Annotated in this window: 16 protein-coding genes; 6 read left to right on the forward strand and 10 right to left on the reverse strand. The window is 55.8% G+C overall.

Annotated features, from left to right (window positions below):
* The first annotated feature begins 117 nt into the window (after positions 1-117).
* The 3 genes from hpt (at position 118) to ACRQ84_RS18710 (ending at position 2,548) form a co-directional block, all read left to right on the forward strand.
* Entirely contained in the window at positions 118-654 is a 537-nt protein-coding gene (hpt, locus tag ACRQ84_RS18700; RefSeq protein WP_064737541.1) for a hypoxanthine phosphoribosyltransferase, read from the forward strand.
* A 200-nt stretch (positions 655-854) separates the two neighbouring features.
* Positions 855-1,781: an ABC transporter ATP-binding protein gene (locus tag ACRQ84_RS18705; RefSeq protein ID WP_064737540.1), complete on the forward strand. Its 927-nt coding sequence runs from the start codon at positions 855-857 to the stop codon at positions 1,779-1,781.
* Positions 1,778-2,548, forward strand: coding sequence for an ABC transporter permease (locus ACRQ84_RS18710; protein ID WP_064737539.1), 771 nt, complete (start codon positions 1,778-1,780; stop codon positions 2,546-2,548). Before ACRQ84_RS18705 ends, ACRQ84_RS18710 begins: the two co-directional genes overlap by 4 nt.
* A gap of 76 nt (positions 2,549-2,624) precedes the next feature.
* On the opposite strand, the gene panD is transcribed toward ACRQ84_RS18710, so the two are convergent.
* The 9 genes from panD to thpR all read right to left on the reverse strand — a co-directional run bounded on the left by panD (position 2,625) and on the right by thpR (position 9,656).
* A complete protein-coding gene (gene panD / locus ACRQ84_RS18715; RefSeq protein ID WP_007888760.1) occupies positions 2,625-3,005 on the reverse strand; it encodes an aspartate 1-decarboxylase in 381 nt (126 codons plus the stop codon).
* A 41-nt stretch (positions 3,006-3,046) separates the two neighbouring features.
* Positions 3,047-3,901 (reverse strand): pantoate--beta-alanine ligase, encoded by an 855-nt coding sequence (gene panC / locus ACRQ84_RS18720; protein WP_483816827.1) that lies wholly within the window; start codon positions 3,899-3,901, stop codon positions 3,047-3,049.
* A gap of 15 nt (positions 3,902-3,916) precedes the next feature.
* Positions 3,917-4,711 carry a 3-methyl-2-oxobutanoate hydroxymethyltransferase gene (panB, locus tag ACRQ84_RS18725; protein WP_064737537.1) on the reverse strand — a complete coding sequence of 265 codons (795 nt, stop codon included), beginning with the start codon at positions 4,709-4,711 and terminating at the stop codon, positions 3,917-3,919.
* 42 nt (positions 4,712-4,753) lie between these two features.
* The gene (gene folK, locus ACRQ84_RS18730; RefSeq protein WP_483816828.1) at positions 4,754-5,239 is read right to left on the reverse strand and encodes a 2-amino-4-hydroxy-6-hydroxymethyldihydropteridine diphosphokinase; all 486 of its coding nucleotides are present in this window, start codon (positions 5,237-5,239) and stop codon (positions 4,754-4,756) included.
* Entirely contained in the window at positions 5,236-6,654 is a 1,419-nt protein-coding gene (gene pcnB / locus ACRQ84_RS18735) for a polynucleotide adenylyltransferase PcnB (RefSeq protein ID WP_231102680.1), read from the reverse strand. The genes folK and pcnB overlap by 4 nt, the downstream gene beginning before the upstream one ends.
* A 37-nt stretch (positions 6,655-6,691) precedes the next feature.
* Positions 6,692-7,621 carry a tRNA glutamyl-Q(34) synthetase GluQRS gene (gene gluQRS, locus ACRQ84_RS18740; RefSeq protein WP_483816829.1) on the reverse strand — a complete coding sequence of 310 codons (930 nt, stop codon included), beginning with the start codon at positions 7,619-7,621 and terminating at the stop codon, positions 6,692-6,694.
* A 70-nt stretch (positions 7,622-7,691) separates the two neighbouring features.
* Positions 7,692-8,147 (reverse strand): RNA polymerase-binding protein DksA, encoded by a 456-nt coding sequence (dksA, locus tag ACRQ84_RS18745; RefSeq protein ID WP_007888770.1) that lies wholly within the window; start codon positions 8,145-8,147, stop codon positions 7,692-7,694.
* Positions 8,148-8,411: 264 nt separating this feature from the next.
* A complete protein-coding gene (gene sfsA / locus ACRQ84_RS18750; protein WP_064737534.1) occupies positions 8,412-9,116 on the reverse strand; it encodes a DNA/RNA nuclease SfsA in 705 nt (234 codons plus the stop codon).
* Positions 9,117-9,656, reverse strand: coding sequence for an RNA 2',3'-cyclic phosphodiesterase (gene thpR, locus ACRQ84_RS18755; RefSeq protein WP_483817951.1), 540 nt, complete (start codon positions 9,654-9,656; stop codon positions 9,117-9,119).
* A 36-nt stretch (positions 9,657-9,692) separates the two neighbouring features.
* Between thpR and hrpB the strand changes: the two genes are divergently transcribed.
* Entirely contained in the window at positions 9,693-12,167 is a 2,475-nt protein-coding gene (hrpB, locus tag ACRQ84_RS18760) for an ATP-dependent helicase HrpB (protein WP_483816830.1), read from the forward strand.
* 98 nt (positions 12,168-12,265) lie between these two features.
* Entirely contained in the window at positions 12,266-14,827 is a 2,562-nt protein-coding gene (gene mrcB, locus ACRQ84_RS18765; RefSeq protein ID WP_483816831.1) for a bifunctional glycosyl transferase/transpeptidase, read from the forward strand.
* 43 nt (positions 14,828-14,870) lie between these two features.
* Here the strand turns inward: mrcB and ACRQ84_RS18770 are convergent, their stop codons facing one another.
* Positions 14,871-16,697 carry a glycosyl transferase gene (locus ACRQ84_RS18770; protein ID WP_483816832.1) on the reverse strand — a complete coding sequence of 609 codons (1,827 nt, stop codon included), beginning with the start codon at positions 16,695-16,697 and terminating at the stop codon, positions 14,871-14,873.
* Positions 16,698-17,031: 334 nt separating this feature from the next.
* On the opposite strand from ACRQ84_RS18770, the gene fhuA reads away from it, so the two are divergent.
* Complete coding sequence (fhuA, locus tag ACRQ84_RS18775; protein WP_483816833.1) at positions 17,032-19,254, forward strand: ferrichrome porin FhuA; 2,223 nt, start codon at positions 17,032-17,034, stop codon at positions 19,252-19,254.
* The last annotated feature ends 31 nt before the right edge of the window (positions 19,255-19,285 follow it).

The following is a 19,285-nucleotide window of genomic DNA, read 5'->3' on the forward strand; positions in this document are numbered from 1 at the left end:
AACGCCAGCGCGATAAATTTCGCCACGGAATCGTTTGCGTTCTGTGCGCGGCGTTAGACGTCAGCGCGACTATGATAGACTTCGTGGCTTTCCAAAAACCGTAATTGGACGCATGCAATGAAACATACCGTCGACGTGATGATCTCCGAACAAGAGATCGCAACCCGTATTGCCGAACTGGGCAAGCAGATTAGCGAAAACTACCGCGACAGCGGCAGCGAAATGGTGTTGGTGGGTCTGCTGCGCGGCTCCTTTATGTTTATGGCCGATCTATGCCGCACCATCGACGTGCCGCATGAAGTCGACTTCATGACGGCGTCAAGTTACGGCAGCGGCATGTCGAGCACCCGCGATGTGAAAATCCTCAAAGACCTTGATGAGGATATTCGTGGCAAAGATGTGTTGATCGTTGAAGACATCATCGATTCCGGCAACACGCTGAGTAAAGTGCGCGAAATCCTGCGCCTGCGTGAGCCAAAGTCGCTGGCGATTTGTACTTTGCTGGATAAGCCCGAGCGTCGTGAAGTAGATGTCACCGTGGAATACGTCGGCTTCACCATACCGGATGAGTTCGTGGTGGGCTTTGGTATTGATTACGCCCAGCGCTATCGCCATTTGCCGTATATCGGCAAAGTTATCCCGACCGGTGAATAACCGCACAATCGTCCAAGGCTAATCTCCCCCGCCTGCGATAAACTGCGCAGCCCGTGAGTCAATGACTTATGGGCTGGCTTGACTCTCTGCTAAACTCCATTGATTTCTTAATCTTAATGACCCGCGACAGCGCATGCAGATTCGCGCGCACTATCATTTCATAGGCCTTTGATGTCACTACAACAAGGTATGGATTCGCAATGACATATGCACTGGAAATTTCCGGGCTGACCAAAACCTATCCCGGCGGCGTACAGGCGCTGAAAGGACTCGATCTTAATGTGGAAGCGGGGGACTTTTACGCCCTGCTGGGGCCAAACGGTGCCGGAAAATCCACTACCATCGGCATTATCAGTTCGCTGGTGAATAAATCTGGCGGCAGCGTGCGGGTGTTTGGCTATGACCTGCAAAAAGATGTGGTCAACGCCAAGCGTCAGCTCGGACTGGTGCCGCAGGAATTCAACTTCAACCCGTTTGAAACCGTGATGCAGATTGTGGTTAATCAGGCCGGTTATTACGGTGTCGAACGCGCCGAAGCGAATAAGCGCGCGGAAAAATACCTCAATCAGCTCGATTTGTGGGGCAAACGTAACGAACGTGCGCGCATGCTTTCGGGGGGCATGAAGCGTCGCCTGATGATCGCGCGTGCGCTGATGCATGAGCCGAAGCTATTGATCCTGGATGAACCCACCGCCGGCGTCGATATCGAGCTGCGTCGTTCAATGTGGAGTTTCCTGAAAGAGCTGAATATCAAAGGCACCACCATCATCCTCACCACGCACTATCTGGAAGAGGCGGAGATGCTGTGCCGCAATATCGGTATTATCCAGAGCGGCGAGCTGGTGGAAAACACCTCGATGAAAGGTTTACTTTCCAAGCTGCAATCCGAAACCTTCATTCTGGATCTCGCCCCGCGCAGCCCACTGCCGCAGCTTGATGGCTTCCAGTATCGTCTGGTGGATACTTCTACGCTGGAAGTAGAAGTCATGCGCGAGCAAGGTTTGAATAGCGTGTTCAGTCAGCTGAGCGCGCAGGGCGTGCAGGTGTTGAGTATGCGAAATAAAGCTAACCGCCTTGAAGAGCTGTTCGTTAGCCTGACACAGGGAAAAACAGGAGTGAAAGCATGACGCACTTGTATTGGGTGGCGCTCAAGAGCATCTGGAGTAAAGAGATTAACCGCTTTGCCCGCATCTGGATTCAGACGCTGGTGCCGCCGGTGATCACCATGACGCTCTATTTCATCATCTTCGGCAACCTGATTGGTTCACGTATCGGCGATATGCACGGTTTCAGCTACATGCAGTTTATCGTGCCGGGCCTGATCATGATGGCGGTCATCACCAACGCTTACGCCAACGTGGCATCGTCGTTCTTTAGCGCCAAGTTCCAGCGCAACATTGAAGAGCTGCTGGTGGCGCCGGTGCCCACGCATATCATCATCGCCGGTTATGTCGGTGGCGGCGTGGCACGCGGCGTGTGTGTGGGGATTTTGGTGACGGCGATTTCGCTGTTCTTCGTCCCGTTCCACGTCCATTCATGGTCGATGGTGGCTATCACGCTGCTGCTGACGGCGATTCTGTTTTCGTTAGCGGGCCTGCTGAATGCGGTCTTCGCGCGTACTTTCGATGATATCAGCCTGATTCCGACCTTCGTGCTGACGCCATTAACCTATCTTGGCGGCGTGTTCTATTCGTTGACGCTACTGCCGCCATTCTGGCAAGCGGTGTCGAAGCTGAACCCGGTGGTGTATATGATCAGCGGCTTCCGTTACGGTTTCCTCGGCATCAACGATGTGCCGCTGGTGTTCACGCTGTCGGTGCTGATCGCCTTTATCGTGGTGTTTTATGTGCTGGTGTATACGCTGATTCAGCGTGGACGGGGATTGCGTACCTAATGATGGTCGCGGTCGCCATGAATGGCGACCCTACGAAATAACAAGGGCGCGGTGTAAAAACCGCGCCCTTGTTGTATCAGGCTACCTGAACCGGCAACGCTTTGGCGAGGCGCTTCATTTCGTTATCACCTTCGAAGTAGGCGACTTTCGGTTGCCAACTGCGGGCGACTTCATCTTCAACCTGCACATAAGAGCAGATGATCATAATATCGCCAGCGCAGGCGCAGCGTGCGGCGGCACCGTTAACTGAAATAATCTTCGAACCACGCTCGGCGGCGATAGCGTAGGTGGAAAAACGCTGGCCGTTGGTGACGTTGTAGATGTCGATGGCTTCATACTGCAGAATGCCGGATGCGTCGAGGAAATCCTGGTCAATGGCGCAGGAACCTTCGTAATGCAAATCTGCCTGGGTGACTTTTACGCGGTGCAGTTTGCCTTGAAGTACGGTGCGAATCATAACTGTCTAACCTTGTTAAGCTGCCAATAAACGACGGAAAACTACTCCGTCAGATCCACTTGCTGATTATCGATCAATCGCGCATTGCCGAGCCATGCGGCCATCAGAATCACCGCACGCTGGCTGTCGACGTTTAACGGTTGTAAGGTTTCGGCATCGCAAATCGCTAATCCGTCCGGACGGAAACCCTTCTCACGCAGCGCCACTTCCGCTTGCTCGATAATCTCTTCGACATGACGCTCGCCGTTGCTCAGACGTTCAGCCATGTTGTTCATCACCTGGCTGAGACCTGCCGCGATTTTACGCTCGTCGGCGGTGAGATAGCCATTGCGCGAACTCAGCGCCAAACCATCTTTAGCCCGCACCGTTGGCACGCCAACAATCTCAATATCGAAGCCCATATCCACCACCATCTTGCGGATAATTGCCAGCTGCTGAAAATCTTTCTCGCCAAAGCACGCGATGTCTGGCTGTACCAGATTGAACAGTTTACTGACCACGGTGGAAACGCCACGGAAATGGCCCGGACGACTGGCACCTTCCAGCAGCGAGGATAAGCCCGGCACCTCAACAAACGTCTGGCTGTCGAGACCTTGCGGATAGACTTCGGCCGGCGCGGGGGCGAATACGACATCGACGCTGTGACGATTAAGCTTCTCGCAATCGTCCTGTAGCGTACGCGGATAGCGCGCCAGATCGTCGGGACGCTCAAACTGCATTGGGTTAACGAAAATCGATACCACCACAATGTCGGCACGTTCACGCGCTTCATCGACCAACGTCAGATGTCCGTCATGCAGGTTGCCCATGGTGGGAACCAGCGCGATACGTTTGCCTGCCTGACGCCAGCGACGAATTTCACGGCGCAGCATCGGGAGTGTTTCAATGATCAGCACTGCAAATCTCCTGATTTACTGGAAACTGTGTTCAGCGGCGGGATAGAGGCCCGCTTCAACGTCGGCGATATAGTGGCGAATCGCCGCACGAATGTCGCCGGTTTCGGCGAGGAAATTTTTGGCAAACTTAGGAATGTGGCCGCCGGTAATGCCAAAGGCGTCGTGCATCACCAAAATCTGGCCGTCAGTCACGTTGCCCGCGCCAATACCGATCACCGGCACAGACAGCGCTTTAGTGACGCGTTCCGCCAGCGCCACCGGCACGCACTCCAGCACCAGCAGCTGCATACCTGCCGCTTCCAGCGCCAGCGCATCGGCCAGCAGGCGGTCGGCGGCGGCTTCATCACGGCCTTGCACTTTGTAGCCACCGAAGATGTTCACCGATTGTGGTGTCAGGCCCAGGTGACCGCACACCGGCACGGCGCGCTCGGTCAGCATACGTACGGTCTCCGCCAGCCATTCGCCGCCTTCCAGTTTCACCATATTGGCACCGGCGCGCATCAGCTGCGCAGCGTTGCTGAACGTCTGTTCTGGGGTGGCGTAACTCATAAATGGCAAGTCGGCCATCAGCAGTGCCAGCGGTGCGCCACGGCGCACGGCGGCGGTGTGATAAGCGATATCCGCCACGGTGACCGGTAAAGTCGATTCGTGGCCCTGCACGGTCATGCCGAGCGAGTCACCAATCAACATCACCTGAATGCCTTCATCGGCAAACAGACGGGCAAAACTGAAGTCATACGCCGTCAGCGTGGCAAATTTGCGACCGCTGGCTTTCAGTTGGCGTAAATGGGAGAGGGTTGTTGGTTTCATCACACGCTCCAGAGTTTTCTGATGCGCGCAGTGTACTACGGGTTACTCAGACCACAAACGGATAGCGCTGCGATTGAGCTGGGCGAGAAGGGTAGACAAGGCTTGACCGTTTGGTAGCGCCAGCTGCGGGGCAATTTCCAGCAACGGTACCAGCATAAAGGCGCGATTGTGCATATCGTAATGCGGCACGGTCAGGCGCGGCGTGTTAATTGTCGCGTTGCCAAACAGCATGATGTCGAGATCCAACGTGCGCGGTCCCCAACGTTCGGCTTTACGCACGCGGCCATGTTCCATTTCAATGCGTTGCGTATGGTCGAGCAGCGCTTCGGCTTCCAGCGCAGTTTCCAGCTCAACGACCGCATTGAGGTAATCAGGCTGATCCGGTGGGCCGTATGGCGGTGTGCGATACAACGATGAAGTGGTGATACGTGAGGTGTGCGGGAGGGCATCCAGCGCGGCCAACGCTGCATCAACCTGATGCAGCGGATCGGCCAGATTACTGCCTAAAGCGAGGAAAACGCGGGTCATTGTGCGCTGTTGGTATCGCGACGTGGCCCGGTTGGACGGCGGCGCGGACGGCGCGGTTTACGGCGCGGCGCCGGATCGTCACCCAGCGTCGTCATCATGGTTTTCTGCTGCACCGGCGCAGCGGCCTGGAACTCGCCCCACCAATGTGTCAGCTTTTGCAGTTCAGGATTCTTTTCCACGTCGGCACGCAGCGCCATCAAATCGTAGGCGGCACGGAACTTAGGATGCTCCATCAGCTTCCATGCACGTTTGCCGTGGCGGCGAGACATGCGCAACTGCAGCTGCCAGATATCGCGAATCAACGTGGTAATACGCTTCGGAATCGCCAGCGCGCGGCAGGCTTCATCCAGCGTTTCGTTCATCGACAGCGCGAAAGCATCGTAATAAGTCAGACCGCTTTCCTGCGCAATGCGCTCGGCGGATTCCAGTTGCGGATACCAGAACATCGCGGCGAACAGGAAGGCCGGATTGACGCGCATATCATTTTGAATACGCGTATCGGTATTTTTCAGCACTTGCGCCAGCATAAGCTCCATCAGGCTGTCGCTTTCAGCGGTGAAACCGCGTGTTAGCATCGGGAACAGCGGCTGGAACAGCTGATATTCACGCATCATTTGATAGGTGCGGTAGCCGTAACCCGCCTGCAGCAGCTTGAGCGACTCTTCAAACATACGTGCTGGAGGGATGTCATTCAGCAGCGTTGCCAGACGCGGAATCGGCTCGGCGGTTTCTGCCGCAATACGCATCTGCAGCTTGGCGGCGAAACGCACCACGCGCAGCATCCGCACCGGATCTTCGCGGTAGCGCGTTTCCGGATCGCCAATCATGCGAATGATGCCTTCCTGCAAATCGTGCAAGCCACCCACATAATCGCGCACGGTGAAATCCGCCACGCTGTAATAGAGGCTGTTGATGGTGAGATCGCGGCGCTGCGCATCATCTTCTATGCTGCCGAAAATGTTGTCGCGCAGCAGCATACCGTTCTGGCCACGCTGTGAGCTATTGCGATCTTCTTCGCTCTCTTCCTGATGATGACCACGGAAGGTTGCAACTTCGATCACTTCCGGACCGAACATCACATGCGCCAGACGGAAACGACGCCCCACCAAACGACAGTTGCGGAATAGCTTACGCATCTGCTCAGGCGTGGCGTTGGTGGTGATATCAAAATCTTTTGGCTTGCTGCCGAGCAGCAAATCGCGCACGCCGCCGCCAACCAGATAGGCTTCGTATCCGGCTTTATTCAGGCGATAGAGCACTTTGAGGGCGTTTTCGCTGATATCTTTGCGTGAGATGTTGTGGCTTTCTCGTGGAATGACAGTCATCAGATTTGGACTCTCAGTTTCCACCTCTTCAGGCGCCTCCTCATCACGCTTGAGGACTCTCCGGCAAAAATTAGCGACTCGGGTAAAAATGGGACACCTCGACAGTGATAAAAGGGTGTTAATAAAATCAGCGGCTAATCATAGCCTGTTGAGAACCATTTAGGAATGGCGATGTCGTTTCATCGCCTATCAGACCGTTCTGCAACGGAATCAGGCGGATATTCCACTGTGCGACCGCCTGTTTCAGCAGGCTTTCCAGCGATTCATCCTGCCAGCCCGGCGAAACCGGCTGACCAAGAAAGCGCAATGCCTGCACTAACAGCGGCCGCGCGTCACCGTCGGGCAACGCGGGGGCATGATTCTGCTTGGAAAGCTTGTTGCCATCACGATTGACCGCTAGCGGCAAATGCAGGTAATCCGGCACTGGCCAATCAAACTGCTGATACAGCGCAATCTGGCGCACCGTTGGCTCAATCAAGTCCGCGCCGCGCACAATTTCCGTCACGCCCTGAAAATGGTCATCGACCACCACCGCCAGGTTGTAAGCAAACAATCCATCCCGGCGGTGGATAATAAAATCTTCCTGTGCCAGCTGCGATTCAGCCTGCAAATGGCCACGCAGACGATCGTCAAAGCCGAAAACCGGCGCGTGCTGGCGCAGGCGCAGCGCGGCGTTCTCTGCCGGTAATTGCCCATCGCGGCAATGACCGTCGTAAAAACCGCCCAGCTGCTGAACGCGACTGCGCGTGCAGGTGCAGTAGTAACTTTGACGATGGGTTTGCAGCCAGCTTAATGCTGCGCGATACGCTTCATGACGCTGTGACTGCCACAGAACATCGCCATCCCAGTAAAGACCATAATGTTCCAGCTGCTGCAGAATACGCGTTGCGGCACCGGGAACTTCACGCGGGGGATCAATGTCTTCGATTCGCACCAGCCAGCGTCCCTGTTGCGCGCGCGCACTCAGGTAACTGCCTAAAGCAGCAATAAGCGAACCAAAATGCAGGTCACCAGAAGGGGAGGGAGCGAAGCGCCCAATGCAGGATGAAGTACTCATAATGAAGTGTACCGCACGTCGGGAAAACAGGGATTCTCCCGGCTGTGCGGTAGCAATTTTCTGACGGCCATTAGCCAGCCATCTGCTTCTCGCGGATTTCTGCCAGCGTTTTGCAGTCAATGCAGAGATCGGCAGTCGGACGCGCTTCAAGGCGGCGAATACCAATTTCTACACCGCAGGAGTCGCAGTAGCCAAAATCGTCGTCATCCACTTTCTTGAGCGTTTTCTCAATCTTTTTAATGAGTTTGCGCTCACGATCGCGGTTACGCAATTCCAGGCTGAACTCTTCTTCCTGTGCGGCACGGTCGACCGGATCCGGGAAGTTGGCAGCTTCGTCCTGCATATGCGACACAGTGCGATCTACTTCATCCCGAAGTTGGTTGCGCCAGGCTTCCAGAATCTTACGGAAATGGCCTAGCTGGGCGTCGTTCATATACTCTTCGCCCGGTTTCACCTGATACGGTTCCACTCCAGCGATGGCGAGGATACTCAGGGACGATGTTTTACGGTTTTGCCCTTCTTGCATGTTGTTTCTCCTGGATAACACGCACTACCCACCATATTTCAAGCTGCGGGTGTGTTGGCTGCGTTCAATCTGTTGCCGCCATCCTGCAACTCAAATTACTTAGGGTTTATCGATTCCCATAAAGGGAAAAAAACAGGCCGCTATAAATAGCAGAAGCAATCAAGGTTGGCAATTAATCCTGACCACTACTTGACAAGCCTCTGAACAATCGCGTATTCAGCGCCTCGCCCAGAACATTCCTATCACATCAAATTGCTATAAATATTACAACGCTACGTTAATCGGACGCGTCAGTAACATCTTTAACGGCGATATCTGAGCTTGATACGCTAACACCTCTACACCACAGCGCTGCGCCTGTTCCAGTAGTTCTGCGTATCGCACGTCGATATGGCGTGCCGGGGAAACGTCCTCAATCCCCGTATGCAAAACTGCGAACAACAAAACGGCTCGATGGCCTTCTGCCACGATAGTGCTCAGTTCGCGCAGATGCTTCTGTCCACGAGTCGTCACGGCATCCGGAAAATAGCCTTTACCTTCTTGTAAAAGGGTGACGGACTTAACTTCAATATAGCAGTTCGATCGGCCCTCCGCTTGCAGCAGAAAGTCAATTCGGCTTTTTTCCGTGCCGTATTTCACTTCAGGCTGGCAGCGGCTGTAAGCGGATAATTCCGGAATCATGTTGAGCATGAGCGCCTCACGCACCAGCGGGTTGGCACGCAGCGTATTCACGCAGATCCAGTGGCCTTGTTGGGTTTCGGTGAGCTCCCAACTGTGCGGATACTTTCGCGTGGCGCTGCTGGACGTCGAATACCACACGGTATCGCCGGGTGTGGCGCAGCCGGTCATCGCGCCGGTATTGGCGCAGTGAATGGTCAGCGTGTCACCTTCTGGCGTGACCACATCGGCTAAAAAACGCTTGTAACGGGCAATCAAACGGGCGGGTTTGAGCGGCGGATCGAACTCCATTTACTCTCCTGTGGATGATACTAGCGGCCAGCGGGCCAACGCCTGATAACGCGTGCGGCCGCGCGTCAGGTTTGAGGCGAACAGCGCAAAATGCTGGATTTCGGCGCGCCAGTGAAAACCGCGCGGTGGCAGCGCGATGTTTGGCGCAGCGTGGCGCAACAGCGTGACGTGCGGATGAAACGGCTGCGGACTTTGCGCGCAACCATGGCGTGCCGCTTGCGCGCGCAGCAGGCTCGCGAGCTGCAGCAATCCGCGCGGCGCACGCTGACAGCCCAGCCACACCACGCCGGGACGCGGCCAGTGACCGGCATCATCCAAATCGAGGGCAAAACCGGGCTGTTCGATGCGTGAGGCCAGCAGTTGCAGCCTGCGTGAAGTCTCATCGCTGACCTCGCCGAGAAACGCCAGCGTCAGGTGCAGGTTAGCTGCCGCCACCGGTTTTCCGGCCTCGGCGGCAAAATTATCTGCGCGCCACTGCACCAGCTGTTGCTGGAGTGGGTCGGGCAGTTCAAGAGCAAAAAACAGACGTTGCGTTGCCAGGTTGGCCTCCGGTAATCCGCGCCTCAGAGTGCTACAATGCGCGCCATCTTAGCACAGGCATTTGGGGAGTTGAGTTTGAGTGAGTTACCGGTAAGCGAGGTATTGCCTGCGTTGCTGGCCGCGCTGGCGCAGTCGCCGCAGGTGTTGCTGGCGGCGCCGACCGGCGCAGGTAAATCGACCTGGCTGCCGTTACAGCTGCTGCAATACGCCGCATTGCCTGGCCGTATTATCATGCTGGAGCCGCGTCGCCTGGCGGCGCGCAATGTGGCACAGCGCCTGGCGGAACAACTTGGCGAGCAGCCGGGCGGCATCGTCGGCTATCGCATGCGCGGTGAAAACTGCTGTGGTGCTAACACGCGCCTCGAAGTGGTCACCGAAGGCATTCTGACGCGCATGGTGCAGCGCGATCCGATGCTGGAAGGCATTTCGCTGGTGATTCTCGATGAATTCCACGAACGTAGCCTGCAGGCCGATCTCGCGCTGGCGCTGCTGCTTGATGTGCAGCAAGGACTGCGCGACGATCTGAAAATCCTGCTGATGTCAGCCACCCTCGACAATCAGCGGCTGCGTCAGTTGCTGCCGGATGCGCCTTTTGTGGTCTCGGAGGGCCGCAGTTTCCCGGTCACGCGCCGCTATGCCTCACTCAATAGCCAGCAACGCTTTGAAGACGCGGTGGCGCGCGAGGTCGCCCAACTGCTGCGCGAAGAAGCGGGGTCGCTGCTGCTGTTCCTGCCCGGTGTGGCGGAGATCGACCGGGTGAAGCGCGAGCTGGAAGCGCGGGTCAGTGACGAGGTGGATCTTTCTCCTTTATATGGCGCGTTATCGCTGGATGCGCAACGCCGCGCGATTCTGCCGTCTCCAGCGGGACGTCGCAAAGTGGTGTTGGCAACCAACATCGCCGAAACCAGTTTGACGATTGAAGGCATTCGTTTAGTGGTGGACAGCGCGCTGGAGCGTTCGGCGCAGTTTGACGTGCGCAGCGGCGTGACGCGGCTGCAAACCCAGCGCATCAGCCAGGCCTCAATGACGCAGCGCGCCGGGCGTGCCGGACGACTCGAACCCGGAATCTGTCTGCATCTACTGCCGCAGGAGCAGGCATTAAGAGCCGCAGCGCAGAGTGAACCGGAGATCCTCAATAGCGATTTAACCTCGCTGCAGATCGATTTGCTGCAGTGGGGCTGTCAGGATGCGGCACAGCTTAGCTGGCTCGACATGCCGCCGCCGCGCAACCTGCGCGCGGCGCGCGAGCAGTTAACCCGCTTAGGCGCGATGACGAACCAAACGCTCAATGCGCGTGGCCGCAAAATGGCTGCGCTGGGCAGCGATCCGCGACTAAGCGCGATACTGGTTGCTGCCGGTCAAAACAACGATGCCATCGCCAGCGCCGCGCTGCTGGTGGCGATTCTGGAAGATCCTCCGCGCAGCGGCAGCGCCGATCTGCGCGATGCACTCAATCATCCGCAGTCGCACTGGCAGCGTCGCGCACGGCAGTGGCAAAAGCGTCTCAACGCCAGCGGCGGCAGCGTGAATCCTGACCTGTTCCCGCAGCTATTAGCCGCCGGATTTGCCGATCGTCTGGCGCAGCGTCGTGGCGACAGCGCACGTTATCAGCTGGCGAACGGCATTGGTGCGATGCTTAACGAGCAGGATGGTTTGAGCCGCTACGAGTGGCTGATTGCGCCGACGCTGTTACAGGGCGCCAGCGCCGCCGATGCGCGCATGTTACTGGCGCTGCCGGTGGATATCGACGCGCTAAGCCGCGCGTGTCCCACGCTGATTGAGCAGCGTACCGACGTGGAGTGGGATGAAGAGAAAGGCACCTTGCGTGCGTGGAAACGCGAACTCATTGGTGCGCTGGTCCTAAAAGCGCAGCCGCAGGCGCGTCCAGAAGCTGAAATATTGCATCCGGCAATGCTGCGCTGGATCCGCGAAAAAGGATTGTCGGTGTTGGGCTGGAAAGCGGACGCTGAGCAGCTACGCTTGCGGGTACAGTGTGCTGCGCAGTGGTTGCCGGAAGAGGCGTGGCCGCCGCTGGACGATGAGAGTTTGCTCGACACGCTGGAGAACTGGCTGCTGCCGGAGATGAGCGCGGTGCGCGATCTGAAAGGATTGCAGAGCATCAATCTTGTCAGCGCATTATTACATTTGCTGACATGGTCACAACGTCAGCGGCTGGATACTGTGCTGCCAACTCATTACACTGTGCCGACCGGAAGCCGACTGCCGATCCGCTATGATGCGGATAAGCCGCCTGCGCTGGCGGTGCGGATTCAGGAGATGTTTGGCGAAGCACAAAATCCGGCGGTGGCGGATGGCCGCGTACCGCTAGTGTTGGAACTGCTCTCACCCGCGCACCGTCCGTTGCAGATCACCCGTGACCTCGCGGCGTTCTGGCGCGGTGCCTATCCCGAAGTGCAGAAAGAGATGAAAGGGCGCTATCCAAAGCATCCGTGGCCGGACGATCCGGCCAACGCCTTACCCACAAGGCGGACCAAGAAATTTTCATCGTGAAACGCTGTGGATCGAATTCAGAGGGTTCTGCCATGCGCAGCACGAGAAAGCAGTTAGAGTAACGGCCGCCGCCGTAGCAATACCTGGAGACTAAAAGCATGTCTGGGAACGATCGCGAACCTATTGGGCGCAAAGGAAAAGCGCCAAAGCCGCCGCGCAGCACTGCGCGTCGGGGTCGCCGCAGGGAACTTGATGATGATATCGATCAGGACGATTTTGACGAAGAAGATGAGGAGAGTGGACCGGTGCCACCAAAAGGTAAAGGTAAAGGAAAACGTCCGCCACGCGGCAAACGTCGCTGGTTAGGCTGGTTGATCAAGCTCTTCCTGGTGTTTGTGGTGGTGATGGCGGCCTGGGGCGTCTATCTCGACTCGGAAATCCGCAGCCGCATCGACGGTAAAGTGTGGCAACTGCCTGCCGCCGTTTATGGCCGCATGGTAAGCCTTGAACCGGGTATGTCTTACGACAAAAAAGAGATGATTGCGCTGCTAGAAGGCACGCAGTATCGCGAAGTGTCACGCATCACCCGTCCGGGCGAATTTAGCGTCAAAGGCAATACTATCGACCTGCTACGCCGTCCGTTTGATTTCCCGGACAGCAAAGAAGGGCAGATTAACGCGCGCCTGACGTTTAGCAACGATGAGCTAAGCGAGATTAAAAACCTCGATACCGGGCGTGATTTTGGCTTCTTCCGCCTCGATCCGCGTCTGATCACCATGTTGCAGTCACCGAACGGTGAGCAGCGTCTGTTCGTGCCGCGCGCCGGTTTCCCGGATCTGCTGGTCAGCACCTTGATCGCCACCGAAGATCGTCACTTCTACGAGCACGACGGCATTAGCCCGTATTCGATTGGTCGTGCGTTCCTCGCCAACATCACCGCCGGTAAAGCGGTGCAGGGCGGCAGTACGCTGACGCAGCAGTTGGTAAAAAACCTGTTCCTCACCAACGAGCGTTCGCTGTGGCGTAAAGCGCGTGAAGCCTATATGGCGGTGATCATGGATGCGCGCTACAGCAAAGATCGCATCCTCGAGCTGTATCTCAATGAGGTGTATCTCGGCCAGACCGGCAACGATCAGATCCGCGGCTTCCCGCTGGCGAGTCTTTACTATTTCGGTCGTCCGGTGGATGAGTTGAGCCTCGATCAGCAGGCGATGCTGGTGGGCATGGTGAAAGGGGCGTCGCTGTATAATCCGTGGCGCAACCCGAAACTGGCGCTGGAGCGACGTAATCTGGTGCTGCGTTTGCTGCAACAGCAGAACGTTATCGATCAAGAACTGTATGACATGCTGTCGGCACGTCCGCTTGGCGTGCAGCCGAAAGGCGGCGTGATCACGCCACAGCCGGCGTTTATGCAGATGGTGCGCAACGAGCTGCAGGCTAAACTCGGCGACAAAATGAAAGATCTCTCCGGCGTGAAGATTTTCACGACGCTGGATGCGATCTCGCAGGATGCTGCCGAGAAAGCGGTCATTGAAGGTATTCCAACGCTGAAAAAACAGCGTGGCCTGAAAGATCTGGAAACCGCGATGGTGGTGGTGGATCGCTTCAGTGGTGAAGTACGCGCCATGGTCGGCGGGGCCGATCCGCAGTTTGCCGGTTATAACCGTGCGCTGCAGGCGCGTCGTTCGATTGGCTCACTGGCAAAACCGGCGACTTATCTCACCGCGCTGAGCCAGCCGAACAGCTATCGCCTCAACAGCTGGATCGCCGATGAGCCGATTGCGCTGAAACAGCCGAACGGCACCATCTGGAAACCGATGAATGACGATCGTCGTTTCAGCGGCAAAGTGATGCTGGTGGATGCGTTAACCAACTCCATGAACGTGCCAACGGTCAATTTGGGTATGACGCTGGGGTTGAACGCGGTGATGGATACCTGGACCAAGCTGGGCGTGCCGAAAGATCAGCTGCATCCGGTGCCCTCTATGCTGTTGGGTGCATTGAATCTGACGCCGATTGAAGTGGCGCAGGCGTTCCAGTCGATCGCCAGCGGCGGTAACCGCGCTGACCTTTCCGCTGTACGCTCGGTGATTGCCGAAGATGGCACCGTGTTGTATCAGAGCTATCCACAGGCACAGCGGGTTGAACCGGCGCAGGCTGCGTATCTGACGCTTTACACCATGCAGCAGGTGGCGGATCACGGTACGGCGCGTGCGCTGGGTGCGCGTTATCCTAAAGCCCATCTGGCGGGCAAAACCGGTACCACCAATGATCTGATCGACAGCTGGTTTGCCGGTGTTGATGGCAAAGAAGTGGCGATTACCTGGGTGGGCCGCGATAACAACCAGAGTTCGAAGCTCTACGGGGCCAGCGGTGCGATGCAGCTTTACCGCCGCTATCTCGACAACCAGGCACCGATGCCGCTGGTGCTGACGCCGCCGGAAGATATCACGCAGATGAATGTCGATTCTGCCGGTAACTTTATCTGCGGTACGGGCAGCAGCACATGGCGTTCGCTGCCAGTCTGGTCTCTGGATCCGAATGCGCTGTGTCAGCAGCAGCAAGAGCAGGTTCAGCAACAACAGCAGCAGTTGCAGCAACAGCAACAGCAGGAACAACAGCAACAGCAGCAACAACAGCAACAACAGCAACCGCAGAATGAACAGAAAGATTCTGACGGCGTGGCAGGTTGGATTAAAGATATGTTCGGCAGCAAATAAGTTGCCGAGAAAACCAAGGGCGCTGCGGCGCCCTTTTTCATACTTAAGTCTTGTTGAATGGTCTTAGCGAGGCACAAATAATGTCAGCGATTTTTTCACCTGCCGTTTTTTCTTCAATTTGCAGTTCTTCCATCAAAACCTGCCCCCGGCTGGCTTTCATCGGATCGCGTCCAGCGACGATATTGTCGACGAAAGTGAAAATATCCTCCTCCTGCCAGGCCACGTCGTAGGCGTTATAGATAAAGTCAGCGGTGCGATTCAGGCCATAACAGCTTTCATGAGTCAGGTAGAGAATCGGTTTGTTCGACGGCAAATATTCGAACAAGAATGAACCCGCGTCGGCGAGCAATGCATCCGATCGGGCAAAAGTGAGTTTGTAATCATGCCCGCTATCCCACTCCACATTAGCGCGATGTTGTGCGGCATTAAGCAGTTGGTGATAGAGGCTGCGCGCGGCTGGGCTAGCATCCCCCATCCACTGACTCAGCAGCGGGTGAGGGCGAATGATCAGATGGATATCGTCACGTTCAATCAGCTTTAAAAAAGCGGCGCCGTAGATCGTGAAGGTGGTAGACATTTTGCGACCGTCAGGCAGCACAAAATGCGGCGTCCACAGCAACGTTTTGACCTTTGTGGCTGGCTTCTCGTCGTGGAGATGAAAGCGTCGCTGATAATGGTCAAACTTGGGGTGACCCGTCACATAAACGTGATCGTTGCCCGCGTCGCACTGAATACCAAACTCCGCTTTATGCCGCGCCGAACGAGAAAAAATCCACGTCGCCAGATTCTGGCACAGCAAATTAAATTGATAGCGCTGGACCTCTTCACTGATGCCGCTGTCGAGCGCATAAGGGATGTAAGCGATCTTCACGCCGCGTTCGTGCAAATATTCGCTGCGAAACGCTTCGGGTCGCGCTTCGTCGTAAGGGTTCTGCAGAAACACCACGTCCGGCTGACGGTCCTCCAACCGATACGCTTCAAATCCTGTGTAGTCGAGCCCTCTGTCGCGCAGAATGCCGCGCTGAATGTCGCCATTAACATCGCTCGCCTTCCAGTTGAGGTATGGCACCACCACGATGCGGCAATCGAACGCGGGGTTGGCCTGCATCGCGTCAATCACCGATTCAAAGTTCGTCCAGCCCGGCGGCCACTGGAAGTAAAAGTCGACTTTAATTGGGCCGGAGGTGGAGGGCGTGAATTTAGCAGGCGCAACGATTTGACTTAACGGCTTTCTGAAGAGCGTGCGGTAATCTACCGTTCTATTTTCGATATCGCTTTTATCGAGGCGCTGTGCACCGGCGTTGGGGAAGACGCCCAGCCATAGATCCCGCTGCATCAGGCTATTCCAATGCACATCCAGCGCATAGTCTGCCTGTGCGCCGCCCTGCAATTGAGCGTGTAGTGCCGCGCGATAATTCCCGATTAAGGTGGCGTAATAGTGCTGGTTAACAATATAGGCACATGCGCACCATGCGAAATTGGCACGTACAATATAGTTCACGCTGTTTAACGGCGTTACCCGACGATAATTTGCCGCCAGGAAAGCCACCTGCCAGTTAATGTTGGGCAGAGCGGTAAAGTAGCGATTGAGATTGTCGTAATTCGCCTGTGTTTCATTAAAGGCGAAGTCATCTTCAAGAATCAGCACGCGATCCCAGCCGTTGTCCCGCGCCATCTCCAGCGCCGCGATATGCGATTGCGTACAGCCGATGAACCCTTTTTCATGTTTTATCGCATCAAGACGTACGATTTTGTCGCTCGGCACGCCCAGTTTTTTGAGCTGCCTGGTGATGCGGGTTAATCGGTCTTTGCGTTTTTTTAAATTGATGAAAATAACGCGTTCAACAATATTCCAGTTTATTGAGGGCATGACATGGTCTGTATGAAGAGGGATGCCTGCTGTAAGCAAATATCGGGCCACTTTATAAATTGTTGATTGTCTTATTTATCGCGATTGAAAGCGGCTTCTGGAAGGGAATGAACTTCCTCTTTGCGGCAATGCTCCTTCCGTTAAAGGGGCAGCGAAATGCTTCGATGCATTTTTATTATTCTCGATCATAAACATGCGCGATCTGGTCGCAAACGCCCCGCCAACAGCCATTAGACGTTGCGAATATGGCGGGATTTCGCCTAAAATCCGTCCGTCATAATAATCATTCTCGTTTGTATTCGCCTGCATCGACTTTTTTCGAGAGACCTCATTTATGAATACGCGAAAGACTCATCCTTGTTCTTTACGTCCAGGCTCATCCCGCCGTCCACTGGCCTGGCTTATTTCCCTGACGTTGGGCACGTTAAGCGCACAGGCGCTGGCTGAAGATACCGTGGTGGTTAGCGCCGACGGTGGCAGCGGCGTCGCACAAGAGAAAGCGTGGGGCCCGTCGCCGACCATCGCAGCCAAACGCAGCGCCACTGGCACCAAAACCGATACGCCGATTGAGAAGAACCCGCAGTCAATCTCTGTGGTCACGCAGGAAGAGATGGCGATGAAAAACGTCACCAGCGTGAAAGGGGCTTTCAACTACACGCCAGGCGTATTAACCGGTAATCGCGGCAGCTCCAATGTGATCGATGCGTTGTCGATTCGCGGCTTCAGCGAAACCAACACCAACCAATATCTTGATGGCCTAAAACTACAGGGTGATAACTACTCTGAGTTCGCTATCGATCCCTATTTTCTTGAGCGTGCCGAGCTGTTGCGCGGTCCGGTTTCGGTGCTGTATGGCAAGAGTAATCCGGGCGGCGTAGTGTCGCTGGTAAGCAAGCGTCCAACGCAGGAGACGCTGCGTGAAGTGCAGTTCCAGATGGGCACCAATAATCAGTTTTCCACCGGTTTCGATTTCGGCGGCGCGCTGGATGATGACGGCGTTTACAGCTATCGCCTGACCGGACTCGCACGCAGCGCCGACGCACAGCAGGATATGAATAAAGAGAAGCGCTATACCATCGCGCCATCGTTCAGCTGGCGTCCGGATGAAAACACGCGCTTCGATCTGCTGACCTACTTCCAGAACGAACCGGAAACCGGCTACTACGGTTGGTTGCCGCGTCAGGGCACCGTGGTGGGGATGACGCGCCCGGACGGCAGCAGCTATAAATTGCCAACCAACTTTGATGAAGGCGAAGACAGCAACAAGATTTCGCGCAGCACCAAGATGGTGGGCTACAACTTCGAGCACAGTTTCAACGAGACATGGACGGTACGACAGAATCTGCGTTATGCGGATTTGAGAACCGATTATCGTAGTATTTATGGCAATGGTTATCTTCCTGCATCGCAACAAATCACCCGCGGTTCAGCGGTTTCCAATGAAAAACTCAATCAGTTTGCCGTCGATAACCAGGCACAGGCCAAATTCGCCACAGGCCAGGTTGATCACACGTTGTTGCTGGGTGTCGATTTCCAGCGCACCCGCAACGACATTGATGCGCAGTTTGGTACTGCATCACCGTTGAGTGCGGTAAATCCGCAATACGGCAACGATAGCGTGACGCCGTTTGCCGACCCTTATCAGCATCTTAATAAGCAACGTCAAACCGGCTTGTATGCACAGGATCAGATGGAGTGGAACCGCTGGGTGTTCACTCTTGGCGGCCGCTACGATTACGCCATGAACTCGGTCTACGACCGCGTAACGGATAAAGTTGATCGTCAGAACGATCAGGCTTTCACCTGGCGTGGCGGTCTGAACTATGTGTTTGATAACGGCATCGCGCCTTACTTCAGCTACAGCGAAGCTTTTATCCCGAATGCGGGCTCGACTTATGGTGGCGAAGCCTTCGATCCTTCGCGTGCCAAACAGTATGAAGCGGGGGTGAAATACGTACCGAAAGACCGTCCAGTGGTGTTGACGGCGGCGGTGTATCAGTTGACCAAAACCAAAAACCTGACGGCCGATCCGGACACGGTTAATCATCCATTTGCCAGTATTCAGAGTGGTGAGATCCGTTCACGCGGCGTGGAGCTGGAAGCTAAAGCGGCGCTGAATGCCAACATCAATATGACCGCGTCTTATACCTACACTGATGCGGAATACACCGAAGACACAAATCTCAAGGGTAAAACGCCGGTGCAGGTGCCGAAGCATATGGCATCGCTGTGGAGCGATTACACCTTCCATGAGACGGCGTTGTCGGGCGTGACCGTGGGTGCGGGTGTGCGTTATGTGGGTGAGAGCAAAGGGTTGTACGCCGATACAGAGCAGAACGGCAGTAACTCAAACCAAAACTTCGACGTAGCCGGTTACACCACCGTTGATGCCGCACTGAAATACGATCTCGCACGCTTTGGTATGCCGGGCTCAACCATCGGCGTTAATGTGAATAACCTGTTCAACCGTGAATATGTCGCCAGCTGCTACCGCGATTACGCCTGCTATTGGGGCGCTGAGCGCCAGATCGTTGGTACCGCGACCTTCCGCTTCTGATACTGATAAAAAGGGCGCTTAGGCGCCCATT

The sequence above is a fragment of the Pantoea sp. E2023-21 genome, from assembly GCF_051302795.1.
In the GTDB taxonomy this organism is placed as follows: domain Bacteria; phylum Pseudomonadota; class Gammaproteobacteria; order Enterobacterales; family Enterobacteriaceae; genus Pantoea; species Pantoea ludwigii_A.